This window comes from Mucilaginibacter sp. OK268, from assembly GCF_900103125.1.
Lineage (GTDB): Bacteria > Bacteroidota > Bacteroidia > Sphingobacteriales > Sphingobacteriaceae > Mucilaginibacter.
In genome coordinates this window covers 25,913-51,769 of the sequence record NZ_FNJV01000015.1, presented here as the reverse complement: position 1 = coordinate 51,769, position 25,857 = coordinate 25,913, and the positions used below count along the sequence as shown (strand labels likewise).

Below are 25,857 nucleotides of genomic sequence, written 5' to 3'. Positions count from 1 at the left end.
TTAGAAATTAACATTTATACCAAAACCAACCTCGCGCCTGCGCGGATACCGGCCGTTATCATTACCCGGGGTTAGGGCCGAGCTCGAAGAGAATTCCGGGTCATACCAGGTGTAATTTGTCCAGGTAAGCAGGTTTGCACCATATACATAGGCCCCGATGTTTTTGAGCTTATACCGTGAAGCCAGGTTAGCCGGTAAATTATAGGTAAGCTTGGCATAACTCAATCTGATAAACGAGGAATTTTCCAGGAACCTGGTTTGCGTACCGGGGAAATTCGCGGTGGAGTTTTTACGCCCCATGTAAGGAATGTCGGTAATATCGCCCTGCTTTTTCCACGAATTATAGGTAGTATTATTATCAGCCACAATACCCGATGTAGCCAGGTTATCTAATGTTTGCCGCGGACTGTCATAGATCTGGCCACCCCATGTGGTGTTCAGGGTAAATGATAAGGTAAACTGTTTGTAGTTTATGGTATTGATGATAGACGCGTAAAACGATGGCTGCGCGTTACCCAATACCTGGCGGTCATTGGCATCAATAACACTGTCTTTTTTAACGTTATCAAATATCATGTCGCCGCCAAGCAGTAAAGCGCCGCCTGCATACATGTGGTGTACAGTACCGCTGTAGGTTTGCCCGTTCAGCGTATAATTTTGAGCGGTTTTACCATCGGCAGATACCCCTACTGGTGTCAGTCTGTTCCAGTTGCCATCATAAGCGTTAGAGGCATCATACTGATAAACCCCCAAACCTTTGTAGCCATAAAAATCGCCGATCTTTCCGCCTTCCTGCACCAGGTAAGTAGCTCCCCCCGAAGTTGCCAGGAAGGGCTGATGATTGTACAGGCTTTTGATGCGGTTGCGCTCAATAGTGAGGTTGGCTCCAATATTCCAGTTAAAGTTTTTAAGGGCCAGCGGCGTTGCATTAATCGACAGCTCAAAGCCTTTATTGGTAACGTCGCCAACGTTTACATATACATTGGTGAAGCCTGTTTCAACCGGGATATTACGCTGGTAAAGCAGGTTCTTGGTTGTCTTTTGGTAATAATCGGCGGTTACATTCAACCTTGAATTGAAAAACTGCAGATCAAGCCCGATGCCTTTCTGGATATTACTTTCCCATTTTAACTGGGAGTTGCCAAACTGGTTGCTTAATACCACACCGTTTACGGCATTATAAAAGGAAGATCCAAAAGTATAGATCAGCAGATTTGAATTGGACGGGATGCGGTCGTTACCTACTTCACCATAATTTACACGGAGCTTGGCATCATTCAGGAATTTTTTTGCCCAGCCCATAAATGGCTCATCGGTAAAACGCCAGGCTGCAGATGAGCCATAGAAATCGCCATATTTATTATCCTTACCAAACCTTGATGATCCGTCTTTACGGTAAACTACATTGAACATGTAGCGGCTTTTATAATTATAGGTAGCCCGGGCATAAAGAGACTCGCGGCTGGTTGAGCCCGCATCGGTACCGGTATTGGTTTGATCAATAGTACCATAAACATTCGAAGTGTAAATGGTTTCGTTGGCCGAATTTGAACCGGCTATTTTAAAGTTGTTATTCTGTGTTTTTTCGGCACTTACACCCGCCACCGCAGTTATGGAGTGGTTGCCGAATGTTTTAGCCCAGTTTAAAAATCCCTGGTAGGCCCAGTTGGTATTAACCGCAAAACTTTCCCTGCCAGAGTTAACCAAAGGACTGGCGCTGCTTAATAGTTTAGGGTCAAAAAACACATTGTGTGGTGTTGATAAGCCAAAGTCGAAGTTATTGGTTAAGCGCAGATCTTTAGTGATCGTATAATCTATCTGGTTAAACAGATCGCCGGTATAAGTGTTGGTTTGGTTAATCTCGAGTAAGGCAACCGACAACTGGTTCCGCCGCCCACTAATGTAGCCGGTTAAAGTCCCATCGGGATAATATAAGGCTAAATTTGATGGCCGCTGGAATGCCTGGTTAATGGTATTGCCCTCATTAATATTATTATTGGTATTGTACCCAAAAGACAAGCGGTTACTGTATTTAAACCTTGGGGATACCTGGTAATCCAGATTGAATCGCGCCTGAAGCGTTTTTGCATAACTGTTAACAATAAGGCCCAGGTCATTGATATACCGGATACTGGAGTAGTATTGCACGCTTTTTTCACCCCCGCTTACACCAAAATCAAGAATGTCCCTTTTTGCGGTTTGAGTGATCACATCCTGATTGTCATTGTCCGAGTTAAAGACAACGTTTAAGGAGTCATTAGTAGTGGTAGGTTTATCAGGACTGGCTCCATTATATAAATTCCGTTCAATACGCAGATCTCTTGAATTTGGCTGCTCCAGTTTGTGCGCCATTACGCCAAAAATGCGGGCATACTGGGCATTGATCAACGGCTTGCCTGGTTTGCCGCGTTTAGTGGTGATCAGGATAACACCATTTGCTGCCTGCGAACCATAAATGGCAGCCGAGGCAGCATCTTTTAAAACCTCAATGGACTGGATATCATTGGGGTTTACGTTATCGGCACTTTGACTTAAAATACCATCAATTACAAACAAGGGCGAATTACCTGCGCTTGAAAAGGTTGATCCACCACGGATCTGGATAGAACCCGTTGCGCCGGGTTCACCAGAGTCATTGATAACCAACACTCCCGATGCCTGTGATTGCAAAGCATCTATCAGGTTTATGGGGTGGCGCTCCTCGATCTGCTTGGCGGTTACTGTTGATATGGCTCCGGTCAGGTCGCGTTTGGCTACCGACTGACCATAACCAGTTACAACAACCTCACTCAAATCGGTTGCTGACTCTTTTAAAGTCACATTGATACTTTTACGGTCACCAACTACAATTTCTGTTGAAACATAGCCCACGGACGAGAACACCAATGTCGCGTTATTGTCAGGCACGTTAATCAGGTATTTACCATTCCCATCGGTCAAAACACCCACCTGCGTACCTTTTAATTTTACACTTACGCCCGGCAATGGGCCTTTGGCATCACTTACCACACCGGAGATGGATATGGCTGCCGTTTGTTGTTTTTTATCGGTAATGATGACCAGGTTATTGCCGTTTAGTTTGTAGGTAAGATCTGTTTGTGACAGCAACATGTCCATCACCTCAACAATGGTGGCGTTGCTCAGATCTATCTTGCCAATGAGCTTTGAATTCAAAGCATCATCATTATAAACAAAGCGATAGCTGCTTGCCTTTTCAACTTCGGCAAGCGCTTTTTTTATCGAAACGTTATGCAGGTTAATATTGATCTTATCCTGCCCGTAGCCTTTTGAAAAAACCTGAAAGGATGATATCACAATCAGGAGAAGGGTACACTTTGTCATGAGAAATATTTTTATAAGGCATTGCAACCGCATATTGCTTATGCGGCAAGCATTTTTTTTCATAATTTAGTCTTTAGGTTACTTTAATTATTGGTTTAAGACGACTGGTAATTTTGAGGGACCAACACTGCGGGGGATGCGTCAACATTCTCCGCTTTTTGGTTTTATTAGCATTTTTATGGGTCAAGTTTTATCATACGCAAGGGGTTTAAGGTCAATATGCCGGTCAATAAATGACCACTTTATCGTTATCAATTAAAAAGTTGAAATTGCTGGTGGCTTTAAGCGCTTCCAGGGCTGTGGTCAATGATTCTTTGGTAAACTTTCCGCTGAATTTTTTTTGTTTCAGTTGGTCGTTTTTAAAGGAGATAGAAACGCTGTACCATCGTTCCATTTTTTTGGCCACTTCATCAAAACATTCATCATCAAACACCAGCTTATTTTCAAGCCATTGCGCTTCTGATGGCAAAGAATCGTTTTTTGCCTTATGAAAAGTGCTTAGGGTAATAAGGGTATTATTTTCATTTGCATCGTATTTTTCTTTGTTGGGGATGGTCAATTTTTCGGAAGGTTTTAATATGATCTTATGATCGGGATTTGATACTGGTGTAAGCTCTATCCTTCCCCTGATCAGCGATGTTTCAGAAACAATATCATTGGCATATGATTTTACATTAAAAGCGGTACCCAATACCTTGATCTGCATGGTTGTGGTATTCACGATAAAGGGATGTTCGCTATCCTTTACCACATCAAAAAAGGCTTCGCCGGTTAAGCGGATCTCCCTGTATTTATCGCCATAGTTTGTTCCGTAAAATATCTCGCTGCCGGCATTAAGCCATACTTTGGTACCATCGGGTAATACTATTTTACTAATACCGCCAAGGGGAGCTGCGATCTGGTAAGTTTTACCCATATTATCCCCGGTAAAACTTCGCCAGCAAAAAAACGATAACAGCCCAAAGACCAAGCAAGCTGCCGCGATGGATAAGCGGGCCGAACCAGGCCAGATGTTTCTTACTTTGGCAGGGGCTTCAACCTTATCTTCCGGACCTTGAAAATTATCTGTTGTATGGTTATCTGTTTCGAGTTTATTTTCTAAACGATCCCACTTTTCCTGTAACTTGTGCGAAATAAAGCGAGGCGGTTGATCCGGGTTTTGCTGCCATAGGGCTTCCAATACCTGTATGGTGTAAGCATCTGCCCAGGGTTGGGCAAGCAATATATCCAGTTGCTGAAGCTCTTCGGGGCTAGCTTCATTATTCAATTTTTTTCCTAAAAGTATCCAAAGAGTTTCCTGGTCCATTGTTTTTAGCTTCAATAACAAGGACAGGGAAAAATGAAAACACCCCAGTGAAAAAATGAATTTAGTTGGCAGATGCCTTTTTGAAGAACCTTTTATGATGATCGGGCGAAGCTGAAATTGCCGCCGCTATAGTTTTAAGGGCGTTACCCATATGATATTCTACCGTTTTAGGCGATATACTCAGTATTTCTGCAACGCTACGGTATTTCAAGTGGTCTTCCTTAACCAGTTTAAATACCATTTTGCATTGTTCGGGTAAGCGTTGTATGGCACCATTAATAACTTTGGCCAGTTCGGCCGTGATCAGTACGTCTTCAACAGAGCTGTTGAGATCCTTTAATTCAAACTCAACCGATTCAATATCAATACAGACTATGCGGTTTGCCTGGTTGTAATTAAGCGCCTGGTTTTTTATAGCGACATACAAGTAAACCGTTAAATTATTCACTTCGCTTAAGCGAATTCGATTTGCCCACACTTTTACAAATACATCATCAACAATTTCTTCGGCTACTTCTGTTTGTTTTACAAAAGAGCTGGCTAATTTTAATAATCGTTCATAGTACAAAAAGTAGATCTTTTTAAATGCTGCAAGATCATTATCACGCGCTATTTTTAATAATAGCTCTTTAACATCAATATTTAACATGTATAATCAGGTTTGAACAGGCGCATTTATGGTGGAGAAATGCTGGTAATTGGTTAAACCTAATTTAGGGTTGAAAAAAGCCTCAGAAATAAACTATATTGACTAAATAGTAACTCCAATTTACAAATTCATTAAGGATGGCCGCCTAACCACGATTCCGGAATGGTTTAGCTCCACTAAGTATGTACCGACATAAGCGGACATATCGGAACTATTTAATTCGATAAATTAAGCCTATGTTAAGTTTCGGTTATTGAATCTGTTTGGGGTTGATTATTCAGTTTTTCTCCAGTATTCAACGGGTTTCTTTGCGGAAAATCAAAAATCCGTAGTCCATGAAACACTCCTACTTCCTTAACAGGTTATTGTTGTTTTCTTCTTTAATCATCCTGTTTGCCTTTTCGTCTGTTGCGCAGACCATAAAAGGTAAAGTTGATGATTATAAAACCGGCGAGCCCCTGGCCGGCGCAACAGTACATTTAACACAACAAGGTGTAAACAAAATAGCTCCCGTAAACTTGAATGGAGCTTATATTTTTAAAAATGTACGTACAGGTCCTTATAAAATACAGGTAAATTATATCGGCTATAAATCTTCGCAGGTTTATGAAGGTAACATCAGTACTACCGACGAAATAAAGGTCATCAATATTGACCTGCAGGATGCAAGCACACAAGTGGCCGAGGTTAAAATTACAGGTCAGGGCAATAAAGAAACAGATCGGGCAGCGCGGGGCATCGAGAAAAATGCCAGCATGATCCAAAACATCCTTTCGGCCAACACCATCAAGCTTTTACCCGATGTAACCGTGGCCAATGCTTTACAACGCGTTAGTGGTGTAAGCATCCTGCGCTCGCCCAGCGGCGAAGGGCGTTACGCTATCATACGCGGTATGGAACAACGCTATAACTCCACACTGGTAAATGGAATCAAGATCCCGAGCCCCGATCCTGCGTATCGCTTTGTACCCATGGATATATTTCCGTCGGAAATGCTTGACCGGCTGGAGGTCATCAAAGCCCTTACACCAAGCATGGAGGGCGATGCCATTGGTGGGGTAATGAATTTGGTCATGAAAAGCGCTCCTAACCAGTTTGTGCTTAGCGCCAATATATCTGGTGGTTTTTCAAGTTTATTCTCATCTAACAGACCATTCGTGGCGTTTGGCCCATCGCTTAACAGGCAATCGCCGGCAAGCATTAATGGTAATAGCTATGCGGCAACTTACAGTGATTTTAATAATAAAGCCATCACCAGTGATAAAAACATGTCGACGCCATTTAGCTCAACTGCAGGCTTAACCATTGGCGACCGTTTTCTGGATAATAAACTGGGTGTAATTGTTTCCGCCAGTTATCAGAATATCTATCGTGGCTCCAATTCTAAACGGTTAATACCAAATGCACAGCCCGATTTTAGCCCAACACCAAATACCCCTCAATTTTCTGATGCTTATGACCGTACTTATTCCACCCAAACACAACGATTAGGTATCCATAATAAAATTGACTATGCCATTGATGATAAAAATAAAATTTCATTATACAATCTGTACATACATCAAAACGAATTCGAGTCGCGCTTATCGGCAGATACAACTGGTTTAGGATTAAATTCCGTTGCTGTTAAAAAACTGGTTACTATAACAAACAGGAGTACTTTAACCCAACAAAGCATTTACAATTCTACGCTCCATGGAGAGCATATATTAGGTGACGAATGGAAGTTTAATTGGGATGGGGTTTATTCCAGAGCCACTCGTAATATGCCAGACAGGACTGAATTTTCATATGATGCCAACAATAAATATAACACTTCGGGAAACCTAATAAGTGAATATAATAATAATACTTCGCTTACCCATCATTGGGAGAACAATAAAGATCAGGACATAAGCGGCTACGCTAACCTAATCTATACTCCTAAGATTGCCGGTAAAATTGTTGAGTTTTCGGCAGGTGGCTTGTTTCGTCATAAAACAAGAAATGCATATTATATGAGCTATACGCTAAAAGGCGACTCTACTCCTTACAATAATAATTTCACCTCAATACCATTTAAAATATCAAATCCGGGAGATGGTACCGGAAACAGTAGTGCTGATTTAGGCAATAACTATAGTATAACCGAAAATGATAACGCAGAATACCTGCAAGTTAAATTTAACATATTACCCAAATTACAGGTTTTAGGGGGTGTACGTGTTGAAAATACTGATTTAACCTACCTTACTCAGTCGGCGATTACCATATCAGGCAGAAGTGGGAAATATCTTTATACCGATGTTTTGCCAAGCATCCATTTAAAATACGCTATAACTGATGATCAGAATATCAGAGCGTCATACTTTGCATCCATCAGCAGGCCTGGTTTTGGAGAACAAGTACCAACAGTAATTGATGGAGAGTATTATACAGAAAAAGGAAACCCCCAATTAAAACACATTACTGCTGATAATTACGATATCCGGTACGAGTTCTTCCCTGGCGGAGCAGCCCAGTTATTATTGGGAACTTTTTATAAAAAGATTTATAACCCTATTGAATATTATGTTGACCGCGATGGTAGTAGCACAAGCAACTTGGCTATTACACCACAAAATGCTCTTGGTAATGCCACAAATTATGGTTTTGAGGCTTTGGCAACTAAGTTTTTTGGTATAGTTGGATTCTCTGTTAATTATACTTATACCCATTCCAGGCTAACTACCACCAAACTTAGTTATGGCCCCACAGGACTCAATGGGCAGCCAATGAATAGTACCGTAAATGAAACACGCCCACTTCAGGGCCAGGCAGATCACGTAGGCAATGCTTCCATATTATTCAAAAGCCCAGAATTAGGTTTAGATATGCAACTGGCATACGTATATACCGGCGAACGCCTCGCTCAGGTTTCCGCATACGCTAATCTTGATTTTTACCAGCATGCTAACGGTCAGTTAGATTTCTCTTTTGAAAAATCCTTTTCCAAGCACTTTTCTTTTTATGGAAAAATCAACAACCTCACTAATGCAGCTGCTAAAATTTATTTAAAATATCCTCATAATAACGTTAAGGACCTACTACAAGAGTTTTTGGGTAAACAGGATATAGCGGCCCAAACTTTAGTGCAAAGCGACTATTATAAAACATTATTCCTAGGCGGTTTACGATATAAACTCTAAAATAACACAACGATGAAAAAATATATAATTCCTATTATTTCCATGATAATACTCGCGGCCGTTTCGGGCTGTCAGAAATGGAAAGGCGAGCATGTAGATATTTATAATTATACTTTGCCTGTTGCCAATGCGGTGAGCGACAAGGCCCCCCTGTCTTGCAGTGGCGGCACTACAGTAGCTCCAATAAAAGGCACTATGCTTAGCGGCAAAACCTACACCGTTCAAGATGGCTGTGATCTGGTTATCAACGCATCAGACACACTGCTGATGCAGCCTGGTGTAACTTTAAACATGGGCCTTAAAAGTAGCCTTATTGTTTTGGGTACCCTGGTGAGTAATGGCTCCGAAAAACAGCCTAACTGGATAACCATTCCGGGAATTACAAAAAACGATGCGCCGGGAGGTTTCACCCCCTCCGCAGATCCTGCTTATTCGGGTAAATGGAAAGGCATTATTGGCGGCCCAACCTGTAATTTGATGGTACTGCGATGGACTCACGTGGAATATGCCGGTTTAACCGAGGGCGACGCTACTTCAAAACTTGCCGGCTCCGGTGCAGGTAACCAATACAGTATTTTATTTGCCAATTACAAAGGGAATTTTATTATGGAGGATTCCTGGCTATATGGCGGCGTAGACGACCCCATACGTATATCGGCCGGAAAGGTAGCTATCTTCCGGAATACCTTTGAAAAGAATGGCGTAAAAGGAGGTGATTGTTTAAATGCTAAAGGGGGTACAGTAGGCACCATGGCTTATAATCTTTTTGTAGGTACGGCTACCAATGGCCAAAAGGCATCCAACAAAGCACAAGCCATCGGCGCACCACAAACCAACCTGGTAATGTATAATAACACCTTTGTAAGCGGCGGATACCGGCAAACACAAAGCGGTCGCGGCGGCTGTATCAATTATGAAGAAGGTGCTGCGGGAATGTACTATAATAACGTAGCCATAAACTGCCGGTTTGGGTACCGTGTGGTGGGTAATCCTGCTGCTGATGTTGCTCACCTTTCATACGGCAACAATTATCAATGGGCCGATGTCGACAGTATCGCCAATCAATTTTATCCGGTTGGTTATATCACCAAACCGCAAATCACCGACATCCCATCTATTAACACCTCGCCTAAATATCTTCCGGCTAACTACTCGCCGGGGGCATTTTATGACGGTCACGATGTAGTTCAGAAAAACAACCCTCTGTTTCTGAATTTCCCACTCCCCGCCATCGGGCATCCATTAGATCAATACAGCGCCGTCGGAAATTTCAATTTTCGTCTGAAGCCCGGTTCTCCGTTGGTTGGGAAAGGGAACACCGATATAAAACCCCTGATTGTGGTGCCACTGGATAAAATCTATGGCCTTTCTGATGCAACCCCTCCGGGTACAGATCTTGGTTGTTACCAGTTAAATGGCGCAGGTAACCAACATTAAAGTAATTTCTTTACAAATAAAATATCATCGCTTAAACCATCTACCCATGAAAAAAAACACGTTAAAAAAAATTATTTTGCTATCAGGCCTCTTAATCTTATCGATTGAGGGTTGCAAGAAAGACCTTATCTCAAACACAGAAGCTGATAAGTCAACAACAGGTACAAAAAAACTGGTAAATTCAATAACACCCTATTCATTTAATTGGGAAACTATTGATTGGATGCCAACGCCTCCCGGACAATCGCAAATTCCACCTCCCTGGATTGGACAAGGCAGTATTGCATCTACATTTGGAATTGACGTTGTTAATGACCATAAAGCAGCAGATGGGTGGGTGTTGGTATATAACACATTTAATCCAAATGCCGTCGGAACATTGCAAAATCCATATTTTATTTTGTATAACAAATACCGTGGGCTAATGCGCGTATATTTGTATACCACTACACAATTTGTTTATCCTTCAACTTACATTGTTGATGGAGTAAGTGTGGTTTCCTCGCATGGTTCATCTATGCTTAATTTCTTAGGTACCGATATTGTCGACCCATCCCAAAATCAAACCAATTTTTCACAAATTGAACCAGCCCCAACCGATGGTTCACAACCTTTGGCGGCAAATAAGTGGTATATGCTCCAATATGAACTGGCGTATGACCCGCAAATTGCCACTCTCTCTTACCAGGATATACAATTAAGCTGGTTTACAAATTTTAATAGTGTTTCCAAGATCTCACTGGGAGGAACAGAAACCGGGACGATAAAAAGCCCTGTAAGTGCACCAGGAACAGCATTAAATACAGCCTTGCAAAAAGGAGGAACAGTATTAGGTACGGGTGCTTTGGGTGTTATTGGGCAAGGCATTTTACAAGATCATGGTAATGATTCCACCGGAAAAAATGATCTTGGGTTATCCGCAGGCATTTTTAAATCATTATTTAAAGGCGTTACAGGAGCAATATCTGGCGCCGCTGGCGGAATACCAGGGGCTGTTGTTGGATTATTTAGTGCTATAATTGGGGGTAGCAGCAGCACGCCTACAATAAATTTAAACCTTAACAGTCAAATAACTTTAAGTGGCACCCAGACAACTGCCGGCTCTTTTCCCTCCAGTCCAACTTCTATATATGTTCCGGGAACCAATATTTCCTCCTCTGCTCAAAATTATGTCCCTTTATATAATCAAACATTGGGCGTATTTAATTTAACGGCAAAACCAACGATAAACGTTATTCAGCACTCAAATCCTGATGCAGCGGGGTATTACACTACCAGTTATTCTTTGGGTACTCAAATGGATCAGATCTTTGTCACCAATCCTGCGGTAATTAATAATAGCAGCACAGGTGCACAAATAGCTAATATCAATCAAATGGTCATATTACTTGAACCATCAGACCCAACACCTCTTTATGGCTTTACAACAACCGGAAATATAGAGACCGTTGGAAATTATGTTGCTGTTTCCCAAGCTTTAGATGAATATGATGAGCCTATTTCTCTTAACACCCAAACCAATCGGTTTCTTCAATTTTCATCAAGTCAAAAAGTGGCTGTCAGGGTGTCCTTTGATATAATTCCGAACAATGGTGCTCCAAAATCATCTGTCATAAAAACTTTTTGGGCTAATGCTAATGTAACAACAGTTAATTAACAGCCGGATAATACCGGCTCTTATTCCTAATCATATGAACCGGTAAATGTCCTGCTATTTTTAAATTTTACTTAAAAAAAGGATAGCCGAATTTAAATTCAGCTATCCTTTATAATTTCCCACCAACAAATGAATTTATTGATCAAAACCGGTGCTATGTTGTTGGTTTGTGTATGTTTTATCGTATCAAACTCATCTGCTCAATCATCCAACCTCAAAATCGTATTCATACGCCATGCCGAAAAACCTGTAAAAGGAGATAACCTCACCTGCCAGGGAGTGAACAGATCATTAAAACTTCCGGCTGTTATCAAAGCTAAATTTGGTGTCCCCGCTTATCTTTTCGTCCCGGCTATGGGTTTGGGAGAAGCTACCAAACATTCCCGGATGTTTCAAACCATTGTTCCTTTAGCAGCAAAGTATAACCTGACGATTAACAGCAGCCGACAGGAGAAGGATTCATTAGGAATTGCCGCGGATCTTAAAAGCAGGGCCGGAACTACCCTGGTGATTTGGGAACATAACAATATCGTGCCTATTGTAAGGGCTTTAGGCGTAAAAGAAACCGGTTTAAAATGGCCCGATGACGATTATGACAGTATCTGGGTGGTGACATTCAAAAACGGAATTGCCACAATTTCCTTTGATAAAGAAAATATATACCCCTCTGCTGATTGCAGTTTTTAAATTTCCGGGCTCTTCAGGAATACCGATCCTGGATATTCTTATCAACTTTTATTGATAAAGATTTTGCGTTCCTCCGATTTTTTCTTTTTTGCTAAAGATGGGTTGTGTATCTTTATATACCTTCCTAATGTCACAACGTATATTATAAATCAATTATATCCTTAAAAACAGAAAAACATGTTAGAGAACCTACTTCAATTGGTGACACAAAATGCAGGAGATGCGATTACCAATAACCCTCAAATTCCGAATGAACACAACGAAGCCGCTGTACAGGATGCTTCCTCATCCATAATGGATGTATTGGGGAGCCACGCCTCATCGGGTGGAGGTGGCCTGTCTGGTGTTCTGGACCTGCTTAAAGGTGGTGGTGGCGATTTGACTAGTAATCCCATTGTGAGTCAAATTATACAACAGTTTAGCGGTAAACTGCAAAATAATTATGGAGTTGACGGCGCCGCGGCCCAATCAACAGCAAGCAGCCTGATACCCCAGGTTTTAGGACAATTAGCCAACAAAACAAACGATGCCGGCGATAGCTCCTTTAATATTCAAAGCATTTTAGGTTCATTAGGTGGGGCCGACGGTAAATTTGATATAAGCGATGCGCTTAATCTTTTCCACGGCGGCGGTGCTGACAACGCAGAAGGAAGCGGTGGCGGTATATTAGGAAAACTGACCGGTTTATTTGGCGGTTCTAAGTAAGTTAAACGCCAGATTCACTTATCTTAAGAAGATAATTTAAAAGCCTTGATTGTCAAAAACAATGAAGGCTTTTTCTTTTTCGTCGGGATGGCGGGATTCGAACCCACGACCTCCAGCACCCCATGCTGGCGCGATACCGGGCTACGCTACATCCCGAAATAGTTGGAAAGGCCTGCAACTCACATCACAAGTCCTTGTCTTTCTGTCATTTATCGTTTCGATACCGGTTTAAATAATTTGTTAATTAATGCCCGATGATGATTTTAATATCAGCGGTAGTAAACAGGTTCGTAAACAAACCAGATTGCAAATATAATAGTTGAAAAACTAAATCAAAATCGTTTATATCAGCCCTTCATCTGCAAATGAATAGTAACCGTCTGTTGTTACAATGATGTCATCTAACACCTGAATGTCCAACACCTTTCCAGCCTCTTTAATTCTCCTCGTCATACCCAAATCTAACTCACTTGGCTGTAGGTTACTCGATGGATGATTATGTGCCAATATCACGTGATGAGTACAACTTAGCAAAGCTGATGCAAAGACCAACTTCACATCTACAAAGCAACCTGCCATTCCTCCTGTACTCACTGTATAAATACCAAGTACTTAATTAGATCGGTTTAGTAACATCAATTTAAATTGCTCTATAAACTCTATATTACCTTTATCCCAGGACGATAAGAGTAATTCATAGGCTTGACTACCCGTTTCAATCTTGAGCCTGTGTTGAGCCTTAATAACAGACCTATAGGTCAACTGAATTTCTGCACAATGAAGCATGTTTTGCATTTCCATAATCTGAATTGTTAAGTGAATAAATAATTATGGTGCCCTAACAAGTGCAAGATTGAATTAAATGCAAGGAGGAACGGAATAAATGAAAGGCAGTGAGTAGGGTAGTGTTTATGCCGTAGTTCCTTGCCTTGTATTCCAGGCTCACACTTAACTTTGCTGGATAATTATTATCTCACTCTCCCTTCCTTTTCATTCAGCACATTTTTACATCTAAGTTCTATATCTCTATACAGGATGATTTAAAAATGTGCAGATTCAAATTCCTAATTCAAAAATGTGAAATTGCAATTAGCTTGCTACACTTTTTCAAAAAAGAGGGTTTTTAACACCCTTAATATCAAGTGTAGCAAACTGGTAAAATGAAAGAAATTATTGTTTGATAGGTTAAATGCCTTTTCACCTTGACTTCTTAAAAGGTAAGACTTGTAAGTAACACTTTCCTATTTTTTGAGTGTTTTTGTAAGTACCCTTATAGTAGCAAGATTGTTAGAAAAATAGGAAAAAGGAAAGTGGTTGATGATGGTTAAAATACTATATCTGACTACTGTCTTTAAAAGGTAGATTGTTGTTTGACTTGCAATTGACTCTATAAGACATTTGAAGCTTGTTTAATTCTGTTTGGTTGTTGCTGTGGATTGGTTGGGTGTGATTTTAACCTGCTAGTTTTAAAAGGTAACTTTTCCTATTATTTATCTGCCAACAAACCTCAATACCTTTTAATAAGATACCTTATCTTGCCTGGATGAATTTACCCCATTGATGATCTTATTTAGTATGCTAAAACAAGGTTAGCTTATAACAAGTAAAGCCCAACGAATGGTTGGGCTTTACTTGTTATCGCTATGCTCCACTTTTTCCCCTCTTTTGAATACAAGCTAAATGTGTACGGATCATCCCACTTACATGTGCTGTAATATATAAATTCAGCGTGATAAGGTTCAATTTCCATAATTACTTCTTGCCTTAATGGGTGTTCATCTTTTCTTAAGATTACCCCAGTTGCTGTAAATTTATCTATATCCCAATAGCATTGTATATAGCCGATAAATTCTTTTGTTGGAGATTTAAAATCTTTATTTTTTACTTTGAACTTATATTCAAGATTGCTTTCAACACATTCATGATAAGCATTAAGCAGCGACTCCTTTTCCCACCCATATTGTCCAGCCAAATAAAGCATGCAGTTATGTAAAAGTTCAAGCAGTGCTCTCTTCTTCTCAAACACATTCATGTTGAGAAAACTTGCTATATCAAAATATTTATTGATAGCAATAACGTCATTAGAAGGCTCATCAATAATATTATCATATTCAGTTATTATATTCGTATCATTAACACGAACAATAATCCTTCTGAATTGTCCCACATCATATTTCTTTAAATATGACCAATACTGCTCTTGTATACACCATGTTTGAATATTAAAATCAAATTGATGGGGGTGTTTAAAAACAGTTCGAATTGATATAGAATTGAGTTTCATAATTAAGGTTTTGGTCTTTTCTGATTTTCAGGTGCCTGACCATTTTTGTTATTATAATCTGTTACTTGATCTTTTTCCCACTGTACTGCTTCAGCTCGATTTTTAAGCCAAGTTTCAAACTTACCATAAACGCTAGAGTTGCCTTTATATTTAGTACTTAATTTTTGTGAGATGCGTGGAGAAGATTTAAACACTCCTGTAGCATCTCTTTTGGCTGTTTGCCCGCTAATACCAAATTCTTTTATTTCGTCGGTCTTTTTATCTCGTACAGAATAACCATGTTGCTCTTTTTGACTTGAAAGGGAATTGCCATTAGGCTCTTTATTCGAAGTTTGATCACTTGTGGGTTGACCACTTGATGCGTTTAATACTCCATTACCACCAAGAAGTCCAACTACAGCATTTTTTGATGTCCATGCGCCATGTCCAATTAAAGCTATAGAAGGCGCCTCAATTACCAAAGATGCTCCTAAGCTCTCTGGTGCTCCCAAAACTCCCCCTACAGCTCCCGTTCCTCCTGATCCTATTTCACTTAACCCTTGCCCAAATGCAACTATGTGACCAACTTTTTCTCCGAATCCACCCACTAATGAATTGCCATATTGCGCCGGTGACAAATTGCCCGTAGTTACATCCGACAGGTAGGCATGGGCTATCCCAGTAACCAAATCTATATCATCGCTAAAACCACCACAGCAAGGAGCCTTTCCATTCGGATCAGTTAGCCGAATTGGGTTATTAAACACATATCCATAAGGTGTTGTGCTTTCCTGCCCAGCTTCAACCAACGGATCCACACTCGTCCACCTTCCGATCACCGGGTCATAGAACCTGGCACCATAATCGTATAAGCCCAGGTTCTCTTGCAGTTCCTTCTTATTGTAAAGATACTCATTTTTTGGACTGGCTACACTCGTGTTGATCTCCATACCGAAGGCATAATAATCATCTACCTGTACTTGACGGGTTGTACCCGTGCCCGTGTCAAAGTTCACCCGGCTGTTGCCCAAATGGTCGGTTAAGCTGTATTCATAGTTATAAGTACTCGCATCCTTCGGCAAGGCGCGACCTTCTTCCGTCTGGATAAAACTGATCGTGGATGATGATGCTGTTCCGTCATACTGGATACCCTCGATATAATCTGTCTTGGCTGTGCCGATCAGTCTTGATAGTTTTTGTCCCGTGGCATCATACGTATAAAACGTGCTCTTGCCCGCGATAGCTTGCGGCAGGTTCAACAAATTGTAGGCGATATTCGAGATCCCTTTGCTATTGTCACTAATCAGGTTACCGTTTCCGTCATAGGTATAGCCGGCTGTACCGTGTTTCTGCCCCACGTCGCTGGCCGTCGCGTCTGTAACGGCTTGTAACTGGCTGCTGCCCGTTGGGTACGTGTAGGTCAGTTGATCGATCAGTGTACTGTTCGAATAACGATTCAGTGCTGTGATATTACCTATCATATCATAGGTAATTCCATTCTCGTGGTTACCCGTAGAAGCTGTTGCTGCTGTCAACCGGTTCAGCTGATCGTAGCCATAGGCATAGTTCTTCGTCAGGCTGCCCGGCGTTCCCCAGTATTGATAGGCGATATTGCCGTTATACTGTTTACTGGTGCCCGTATTGTAATACAAAGCTTCGGCAAACAATGGCGCGCTGCTGGTTAATAGCCAGCCTCGTTCATTATAACCGTACGTAACATCCTGTTTAAAGGTTGTACTGTCTGTACTGTGCAGGTGTTTTTTCCATACCTGGCCCAATTCGTTATAGTCTACCTTGGATAGGATCGCATTCACATCTGCTGCCTGGGTCCCGTTCTGGATCTGTTCCCTGGTCGTCAGTTTCCTGCCCATATGGTCATAGCTGTACTGGTTAATGATTGTTAGTTTCGGCGTACCTGCCGTGGCCGTGGTAAAATGTCGCCGGTTCGTACTGGTCACCTGGTCATTGAAATTGTAGGTGCTCAGTACCACATCAAAATTAGCCGCGTTTACCGTTCCGCCCAGGTAATGTTGTTTATAGCTCCAGATGTTCCTCCCTTTATCGTCATAATAGTTCACATCCCAAAGCATATCCGGAGTGGCGTTGGTAATCGTATTCAGCACCGCGGTCAAACTGGCTGTCAGCAGGCCTTTGGTCATCGCACTAACCCCACTGGTCACCAGATAACCGACCGGCAGATTGGGGATATTGTAATCATCATAATAATTAATGTTCAGCGTTTTGGTAATTACCGGGTAACTACCCAGCACATAGCCTGAGGGATAAGAGGTTGTATTATTCGTCTGATCGCGGGTATCCCATTGGGTTACCCCGTATATATTGGTTTGCAAGGTGGATAAAGGGTATACCGAGCCCGCGTTCCACAATCCCGTCATGATCACCCGGCCCAAGGCATCGTACTTGGTTACTGTCCATTGGTTACTTTGTCTTTGCAGACTATCCTGGCCAAGCACCGGCTGATCCAGTTTATTGTATACCGTGAACTCCCAGCCTTTGCCCGGGATTTTCTTTTGCGTCAGCCGGTTCCGTTCGTCATAGCGATACTGGTAGCATAGGTTATTGAGCAATACCGTTGAAGGTAATGCAATATCTGCCAGCGCTCTTGGTGCCAATACAAAAGCCAGGTTACCCAGGTCGTCATATACATAGTAAGTCGACAGGATCTGTAAAGTGGTTCCGGTATAATTAAACGTCCGTTTCAATACCACGTGGCCCTCTTTGTCTTTATATTCTTCCGTTGTTCCGCCCCTGCCGCTTTTCCAGTTCTCATCTTTACCGATAGTGACATACAGCTGGCCTGCCCCGTAATTGCCGTTCCTGGCTAATGTTCGGCTTTGGTTAGCATTGATCGTTACGGTATACAAGGCTGCCAGCATCGTGTTGGCAGTATCTGTTAATGCCGTGACATTATTGGTCGTGTACACTGCTTTCTGGGTATGACCGGTTGTACTATTCGCTACCGGCTGCCAGTCTGCTCCCGCTGCCCCTTGTTCCAGTATCCGGTTTAAGGGCGAAGGTTCGAAGTTGGTAATAGCGAATGGACTGGTTGTTGTTGCCACTCCCGTAGGTGGGGCCGTGTAGAACTGGTTTTGCCCTCCACTCAGTGCGTTTGCTTTATAGCTCCCGTCATTACTGCCTGCGGTAACATAAGGCAGGTATTTCTGTACTTCACGCCCGAACTGGTCATAAGCAAAGGCTTGTACCACATCTTTGCTCAAGGGGCTGCCTTGTACCTGCACCGTTTGCAACGGTCTGCCCAGGCCGTCAAAGTATTGTACCGTCTGCATTAGCTCGCAGGTTGTCCGGTTAATAAAATCCCCGGAGTTCGGGGTTGAACCTACATTCTTCATATTGCCAACCCTGGGCACTGAGGTAACAATATAGTTCTGGTTCTGATTAAAACTGTTCGCCAGTTGCTGGCAATCCGGGTTGGCGATATACAGGCTCAGGCTGCTGCCTGCTGTGGCAGTAAAACTGAAGTTCGGGCTCAGCGTAATACCGCTATAACTGAAATACGAGCCGGCAGTGGGGGTTCCCGTCATGGGTGCCGTTACCTGCGTCTGTGCTCTCACGCTGAACGTGATAAGCCATAAACCGAAGGCTAAAAGCCTTCTTTTTATATTCTTCATGTGATAATGTCTTTTAGGTTGATCCTATTTTGATATCATTAAAGCAACATACAGTCGGTTGTACTAATTTCTGTGTAATCTGTGCTTATTGAATTGTCAGACCATTTGTAATGATAGGTACAGAGAAACTTCCCTGCTTGTCGTACCGATGCTGTATAGATCTTCAGCCCCGCTTCACACGTGTTGTTGATAAATTTATTGCTTTCGCCAGAGCAAGCTATACAACTTCCGTTTTGATTGGCATAAGCTTGTCCTTCAGCATTTAAGGCGACTACGGCCTGATTATCGGCATCTTGCTGGCTAATGATTGAGCGGTACAGGCCAGCTGCCTTCGAATACATTACTGTTGTCCCAAAATTTCCGCCACAATCATTCCTGGTAAAAGGACCGGATTGAAGCACGTTATAATAGGCGAGATGTGCTCCATAATTGACATTTGGACCCGCATAATTATAATCGTAATGAGTGGTAATATTTCCATTGATATCCTTTACATTCTGTAACCGGTTAAACCCATCATAGTCATAATATGATATTCTATTCTTGGCATCGTTTTCTGAATTAATTCCTGTTAGCGGGCTATAAGTGTAAGTAAGCATTTGTGCATCGGATCGATGTAATCTCAGTTCGTCGATCAGAACCGTCCCGCTAAGAGATATGGTGTTTTGTCCGGTGATCAGATGCTCATAATAATACCATCCATTATAGTTCCTGCCGGCCTTGGGATAACCGGTCAATGTTCCTGCAATCGTTAGTGGAGTTGTGCTTTTTAACCAGTAAGAAACCTTGTATATAATGCTACCGTTTAAATTTGTTTTACTGATACCTCCATTAGAGAGATTATAGCTACGAGAGCCCGTAACGGCATTTTGCGTATCCCTGATCGGTGAAACAACATTCCAATTTCCGCTACTGTCCGCTTCAAATGATGAGTAGGCTATATCATTATATGCCGCATTAGTGGCCTCTGCAATGACATAGGAGTTGGTATAGTCCCATAGGTAAGCAACGACAGGGCCTCCTGGTTTTTGAGCCTGTAATATATTACCATTCTTGTCATACCGGTTAAACAATACCCTGGTTTCGATAGGATTGGCGAGAAGCTGGCTTTCCACGCTTGCTGGTAAGATTAAATTATTAGGCCAAATCTGATAATTTACCCTGGACATTGATAACACTGTCCCATTTTTAATATTCTTTTGAACGATAACGGGTGAAATAATATTCCGATTAACCAACTCAGCCTTAGCGGCCGAAGCCGCATCGCTTAAACCTGTAATATTATCCTGGGGGTAAAAATTATCTGTTTCCAATGTTTCACCTCTGCTATTGGTCGTTTGCTGAATACTTAGCAATTGATTAACCGGATTGTTATAGGTGTAACTTTCCAGCGTAGTCACGGGGTTCTGTCCATTGGAATCATAAGTAATCGTTTTAATCGATGAAGGATAAAGCCATCCACTGTAAAGCGAATAAAAAGCTACGTTCAGCCATTTATAATCTTGTATTGTATTGATAAAATCACATGAAAAAGAACTCCCGCCATCGGCTTGAATCACATAATAAGTATTGCTCAAACCTAAACGAGGATCATCTGTATAGTTAGTCTGAACATCTTTCAAAACGATGGTTTGAGTTCCATTTTTCCTGAAAGTTTTTTGCTCTCTTTCTAAACCCATATATCGGTTGATATTGGACAAGGGGACTGTGGGTATGGTGTTACCAACCAAAATCCCGGATGTCTCTACGGTTCCTGCAAAAAAAGTGTGTTCTACACCGCCACCCTCGAAGTTATCCCCAATACTTTCTGTCACCTTACTGTAAGTGATGTGATTACCTGTTCCATTAGTTTCGTAATAATTCGCGGAAGATACCTGTGTATACAAGCAGGTTTTTAGATTACAGAAAGATGGTGCCCCTGGATCAGACGCCCCTGGTTTTTGTTTAAAGCTTTTATAAGAATGTATGTACTTAGGCGGAAGATCCAGTAATGCACCGGACGAACGGGTAACGCCATCCGTACCTATCGTATCGTAAATAAATCTTTTTGCCGTCAGCCGGTCAGTCGCCTGGTCATAAGAAAGCACCCGCTTGATCCGCAAACCGGCAACATCCTTATTGCCCTTGGTAGCAGTACTGCTATTATAGTCGGTCGTTACAATACCTCTGGAATCCCCCTGCACCTGCATATAAATATAATAATCGCCCGGCGGAAAATGAAAATCCGCATTAGTAGTTTGATCGACTGCGGCGGAGATGGGCACGGTCGTTATGATATTATGGTTCAAATCTGCAAGTCCTGCAAATACGCCATATTCTCCCTGGGGATAAGTTGGCAGTCCTTCGGAACTCCGGTGCAAAGGAATACAGCTAACATTCAGTGTTTGTGTCTGATCACAAGTCATATGGATAGGATCACTGTAATAAACGTTATTATGTTTTAATGTTGAAGTTCCGGTTAGCTGGACATGAAAAGTTGTATTTGGATTATCACAATCCGGTGGAGAATCGCTATAAATCTGATTGGGCTCATATTCCAGGCTATCATATCCGCCTGTGGGGTAAATGACCTTCTCCAAAAGCCCGTATTGCGCGTAATACCAATTTGGATGCCGGTCTCCGTATCTGCCGTTGGCATATTTGCTGCCTGTAGGTTTGGGAATCAAGGAGAGGTTTCCGGTTTTACCATTAAAATAGCCAAAATCATCTTGCCCGAAGGAAAGACGGGCCGGTAGTTGATCAGTATTTTTGTATTTGAAATTGTATGCCTGGTCATCGATAATAACATCGGTTAAAAACATGCGGCCGGTAACACCCGGATTTGAGCCGGTACAATTGACAAAATTGTAATTCAGTTCGACCGTTTTTTTGGCCGTTGTCGACAACAATGTAGACTCTGCCGTTTTACTTCCGATTCCATCATATAACTGGATCAGATTTAAGGCCACGTCACCTGATATATCCTGCCTGGGGATATAGGAAAACTTCATTACGCCCCCCATTCTTGAGTTGCTGCTGATCTCTGTCAGGAATACCCCCTTATTCATCAATGTGGTCGTATTTTGATTCAGGTTTTGAAAGTCCTCACAAGGAGCAAGCTCATTTGGATCATCAGCATCTCCGTCCAGAAAGTTGATGTTCTGGTTAAGGGAAGCTACATACGTAAACTGGCAGCTTTCATATTTAAGGTAGATAATATCGCCCTCTGGGTGAGTAATTTGGGTAAGATACCATGCGTTACGGATATCCTGTCTGTACTTAAGATTTGCTGAACTGATAGACGTCGAGCTCTCTACAGCCTGAAATTCATATTTCACACCATCAGGTGTTGTGATGGCAAATCCGGATACCGGGTTGCCCTGTATATTCAAGTTATTTTGTTCAAGCTTGTTAATTACACTGCCTTGAATGATAAAACGTCCTGAATAACCGCCGAAGCTGAAATTAAAGAGGTCTGGCTGGGTATCATACCCGGCGGTTGTCACCGAGTTAATATAACTGGTCAGCGCACTACCTGTCGTTCCCGGAAAATCTGCCGGCGGCGCAGCAAAAGCCCCACTTTCATCAGGGTTCCCAAAAACGGTTCTGCTGATTACGCCGCCGGCATTTAACATCCAGCCCAAGCCTACCCGGGAAGCGATCTGATCTATTTTTAATCCGGTAGAGCTATAATTTAAATCAATAGGAATATGCAGGTTCTTGGTGGAGTAGGCATGCACATTAATATGGGTATTGACAGCTCCGGTACTTAGGCTTGGCCCGACCAATTCATACTTCGTTATTTCAGAAACAGACGGAGATGGCGGAAGGATGTTGGGTATGTCCACACCAATCGCACCACCAGACCCAGGAGCAGTTGTTGTCGCTTGCAGACTGTTCATCTTCTGCTGCGCAAATAAAAAGGAACTTAAAAGTATTGCCGCAAGGAAGAATAATATTTTTTTCATACATTAATTAGTTACGAACCGGAAAGACATTGTTTAGATCTTAAATCAGAAACATTCCCAATACCTATGCATGGGGTCTTGTCTTAGAAGTTCTTCGAAGCTATTTTAACTATTAGATATATCTTTATTGGGATTTTAAGGTCTGAACTTGTCCTTTTAAACTGCTAATTTCTTCCTTCATTGCAATCAGATACAAAGTCAGCTCCTCCACCTTCTTCATCAATAGCTTATTCATCTCTCCAAGATTCAACCCTTCTTTAGCAATTTGCTGTTCAGATGGTATTTCTGGCAAATGCTGGTTTTGCTCGATGTATGCTTTTACTTCTTGAAGTGATGGCAAATGATAATCCTTTTTGAAAACGTAGTCTGACCAACCGTTCATGTCTATGAGCACTGATTGAGAGTGTATCCTACCGTTGACATCCAGTTTATTCTGTGGATTGGTCTTACCAATTCCGACATTGCCATTGAACAGATTCAATGTCTCGAAAAAATTGGTATTATTACTTCTAGTACCGAACGATAAAACCGTATTTCCTGATGGCATGGTGATACCCATTACTCCGTAATATCTTGTTGCCTCAGCGCCCGAAACAATTAATTGATTATCATTGGTGTAGCTACCATTATTGATTTCAAATTTGCTTTGAGGTGTCGTAGTTCCAATACCTACATTGCCCGCAAAATATCCTTGTCCATCTGCTCTTACGCTAAAATTAGTCGTCCCTGCGGCAATCCCGTCAAAAAAAAACATTGGACGCTCCTGTTGGATTATCTGTCCATGCCCTGAATATCCCGGCAGAAGGATAGGCATAGGTTGACCCTAATTGATGTCCGGTAAAAAAATTTGTCCGCTAGATGTTTGTGCCACTATTTTAGTATTGCTGTTTAAAGCATCATTCGCATCAACGGTCACTGTTTTTGTTTGGCTAAATACCTGATTTGAGAACGCACTTATGGCAATAAGGTCCAGTAGTGTTTTTTTCATTATGAGAATTGTTCTGATTTGTTTATGTATCCTTGTTAAATTCTTATTAGAGTATCATATTACAGATCAAAGCCAATACATTACTTCCGATAAGGCCATAAACCTTTAGTTTGAGGGGCATTAGATTTCCTATAATATATGTATGTGGATTAGACCTTAATAAATGGCCCGGATTGATGTGGTAGTTTCATTGTGACAGGCTAGTTATTTATGCGTTCTATTTTTAGACGCTTCAAATATAATTATTTATCATTTCAAACAAATGTTACTTATAAAATATTCATATTGTTTATTGTAATAATTAATAAACACTTGTGGATTCTTCTGCGAGCCGTCTGCGAATAGAGGAGAGGATCTTTGTAGAGGCAGCACGAAGTGCGGCTACAATGCTTCACACAAAAAACTGGCGTTGCGTTTGATTTAGTTGGCTGGGTGTTGGGCGCTCAAACGTAATGAAAGTTGTAAAGTCACAGGTGAGAATCAAACTATTTGCATTTTCAGTAAGAACAGATAACCTTTGATCAAAATACCATCGCTGATAATTGTAAAAACAATACTTGAATTAAATTTATAATATATAATTTTAAAGGCACATGTTTGAAGAGCGCTGATGAAACTAAAAACCTTATTTTCCTTACTGACCACACTGGTCCTAACTAACCTGCTTTCTTCCTGTAAGGAATTTATTGAACCCTCCATCAACAAAAGACAGGTTCAGCTAAACGCACCTGCCAATCAGTATCAAAGTACCAACTATACGGTCAATTTCTGGTGGACCGACGTGGAAGATGCTTTATCTTACCGTCTGCAGGTAGTAACCCCTAAATTTGATTCAATCGGTGGCCTGGTCATCGATACCCTGGTCAAAGGGACTAAATTCTCGCTGACCATGGACCCGGGAAACTACGAGTGGCGTGTAAGGGCCGAGAACGGCAGCTCGCAAACCAATTATTCAGCGCCTCAAGGTTTTACCGTACTGGCCTCTTCCCTCACCGGTCAAACGATCACCCTTTCCACTCCTGCCAACAACACGCTGACCAGCCAGGCGGCTGTCACATTCAAATGGGGTGCTTTATATAACGCCACCAAATACCACCTACAGATCGATTCCAATAATTTCGCCGACGAAAATACCGTGGTGAAGGATCAGGTCATACCCGGACAACAATTCGCGTTCACCTTTCCCAGAAACCAGGTTTATCAGTGGCGGGTCCGGGCAGAAAATGAAACAGAACAATCCAAATGGTCAACCATCAACCAGATCACTTATGATAACACGCGTCCGGCTATGGTTACACTAAACCAGCCGCAAAACAATGCTACAGTCAGTCTGCCGATTAATTTAACCTGGAATACAGTCACTTCCGCTGTCAAATACAAGTTGGCCGTTTACAAGAGTGATTCCACAACGCCCTATAACAATACCTTTCCAGTGGTATTAAGCACAACCAGCTTTAGTTTCAATGCAGGTAATTCAGGTGATCGCATCTTCTGGAAAGTGAGCGCGATTAATGCGGCTGGAAATGAGGGCCAGTCCAGTGATTTAAGGAGTTTTGTATTGCAGTAAAATGAAAAACAAAAAAATCGTCTATTTATTGATTTTGCTGGTGGTCATCGTTTGGGGCATGGTCATTTATCGTATTTATGCAGCCGTAAGCGATAATTCAGAACCCGTAATCGCCCCTGTAACCAAGATTAAAGAACCCTATGACGACTACGGTATAGCTAAAGATACCAGCCGCCTACAGGCAAAGTACCGTGATCCTTTCGGCCTCGCTCCTACCAAAGACACGGCAGCGGTCAGTCCTTCAAAAAGCATTCACCGGAGTATACCCCTTACCGTTAGCCCTGGAATAAATTGGGCCGCGATCAGCTATATGGGGTATATACAGAATCCCGGCTCAAAAAAAATCATAGCCATCATGCATATCAACGGAAAAGAAGTCATGATGACCGAGGGAGAAAATAACGAACAGGTCAAGTTACTTAAAAACCTGCGCGATTCGATCAAAATCAGTTATCATGGTCAAACCAAATTTATAAAGCCAAACCGCTAACC

16 protein-coding genes and 1 tRNA gene are annotated in these 25,857 nt (G+C 41.8%); 7 read left to right on the top strand and 10 right to left on the bottom strand.

Going from position 1 to position 25,857, the window contains the following annotated elements:
- From BLR84_RS29065 to BLR84_RS29055, 3 genes are all read right to left on the bottom strand, one after another.
- Positions 1-3,342, bottom strand: coding sequence for a SusC/RagA family TonB-linked outer membrane protein (locus tag BLR84_RS29065; protein ID WP_176852185.1), 3,342 nt, complete (start codon positions 3,340-3,342; stop codon positions 1-3).
- Positions 3,343-3,568: 226 nt separating this feature from the next.
- Positions 3,569-4,648, bottom strand: coding sequence for a FecR family protein (locus BLR84_RS29060; RefSeq protein ID WP_090473769.1), 1,080 nt, complete (start codon positions 4,646-4,648; stop codon positions 3,569-3,571).
- Positions 4,649-4,709: 61 nt separating this feature from the next.
- The gene (locus tag BLR84_RS29055; protein WP_090473768.1) at positions 4,710-5,297 is read right to left on the bottom strand and encodes an RNA polymerase sigma-70 factor; all 588 of its coding nucleotides are present in this window, start codon (positions 5,295-5,297) and stop codon (positions 4,710-4,712) included.
- A 335-nt stretch (positions 5,298-5,632) separates the two neighbouring features.
- On the opposite strand from BLR84_RS29055, the gene BLR84_RS29050 reads away from it, so the two are divergent.
- The 5 genes from BLR84_RS29050 (at position 5,633) to BLR84_RS29030 (ending at position 12,950) form a co-directional block, all read left to right on the top strand.
- Positions 5,633-8,464, top strand: coding sequence for a TonB-dependent receptor domain-containing protein (locus tag BLR84_RS29050; protein WP_090473767.1), 2,832 nt, complete (start codon positions 5,633-5,635; stop codon positions 8,462-8,464).
- A 12-nt stretch (positions 8,465-8,476) separates the two neighbouring features.
- A complete protein-coding gene (locus tag BLR84_RS29045) occupies positions 8,477-9,901 on the top strand; it encodes a hypothetical protein (protein WP_090473766.1) in 1,425 nt (474 codons plus the stop codon).
- Between the two features lie 46 nt (positions 9,902-9,947).
- Positions 9,948-11,558, top strand: coding sequence for a hypothetical protein (locus BLR84_RS29040; protein WP_090473765.1), 1,611 nt, complete (start codon positions 9,948-9,950; stop codon positions 11,556-11,558).
- 129 nt (positions 11,559-11,687) lie between these two features.
- The gene (locus BLR84_RS29035; RefSeq protein ID WP_090473764.1) at positions 11,688-12,245 is read left to right on the top strand and encodes a histidine phosphatase family protein; all 558 of its coding nucleotides are present in this window, start codon (positions 11,688-11,690) and stop codon (positions 12,243-12,245) included.
- Positions 12,246-12,422: 177 nt separating this feature from the next.
- A complete protein-coding gene (locus BLR84_RS29030; RefSeq protein WP_090473763.1) occupies positions 12,423-12,950 on the top strand; it encodes a hypothetical protein in 528 nt (175 codons plus the stop codon).
- Between the two features lie 82 nt (positions 12,951-13,032).
- On the opposite strand, the gene BLR84_RS29025 is transcribed toward BLR84_RS29030, so the two are convergent.
- The 7 genes from BLR84_RS29025 to BLR84_RS30205 form a co-directional block, all read right to left on the bottom strand.
- Positions 13,033-13,106: transfer RNA gene (locus BLR84_RS29025), tRNA-Pro, on the bottom strand.
- 186 nt (positions 13,107-13,292) lie between these two features.
- Positions 13,293-13,553: a JAB domain-containing protein gene (locus BLR84_RS30650; RefSeq protein WP_369829209.1), complete on the bottom strand. Its 261-nt coding sequence runs from the start codon at positions 13,551-13,553 to the stop codon at positions 13,293-13,295.
- A 991-nt stretch (positions 13,554-14,544) separates the two neighbouring features.
- A complete protein-coding gene (locus BLR84_RS29015) occupies positions 14,545-15,234 on the bottom strand; it encodes a hypothetical protein (protein WP_090473762.1) in 690 nt (229 codons plus the stop codon).
- A gap of 2 nt (positions 15,235-15,236) precedes the next feature.
- On the bottom strand, positions 15,237-18,863 hold the full coding sequence (locus BLR84_RS29010) for a DUF6443 domain-containing protein (RefSeq protein ID WP_090473761.1): 3,627 nt from the start codon (positions 18,861-18,863) through the stop codon (positions 15,237-15,239).
- 38 nt (positions 18,864-18,901) lie between these two features.
- A complete protein-coding gene (locus tag BLR84_RS29005) occupies positions 18,902-22,810 on the bottom strand; it encodes a DUF5977 domain-containing protein (protein WP_090473760.1) in 3,909 nt (1,302 codons plus the stop codon).
- A gap of 124 nt (positions 22,811-22,934) precedes the next feature.
- Positions 22,935-23,624, bottom strand: coding sequence for a hypothetical protein (locus tag BLR84_RS29000; protein WP_090473759.1), 690 nt, complete (start codon positions 23,622-23,624; stop codon positions 22,935-22,937).
- 9 nt (positions 23,625-23,633) lie between these two features.
- Positions 23,634-23,798 carry a hypothetical protein gene (locus tag BLR84_RS30205; protein WP_176852184.1) on the bottom strand — a complete coding sequence of 55 codons (165 nt, stop codon included), beginning with the start codon at positions 23,796-23,798 and terminating at the stop codon, positions 23,634-23,636.
- A 610-nt stretch (positions 23,799-24,408) separates the two neighbouring features.
- Between BLR84_RS30205 and BLR84_RS28995 the strand changes: the two genes are divergently transcribed.
- Both BLR84_RS28995 and BLR84_RS28990 read left to right on the top strand, forming a co-directional pair.
- Positions 24,409-25,365, top strand: coding sequence for a hypothetical protein (locus BLR84_RS28995; protein WP_090473758.1), 957 nt, complete (start codon positions 24,409-24,411; stop codon positions 25,363-25,365).
- A gap of 1 nt (position 25,366) precedes the next feature.
- Positions 25,367-25,855 carry a hypothetical protein gene (locus BLR84_RS28990; protein WP_090473757.1) on the top strand — a complete coding sequence of 163 codons (489 nt, stop codon included), beginning with the start codon at positions 25,367-25,369 and terminating at the stop codon, positions 25,853-25,855.
- Positions 25,856-25,857: the final 2 nt, after the last annotated feature.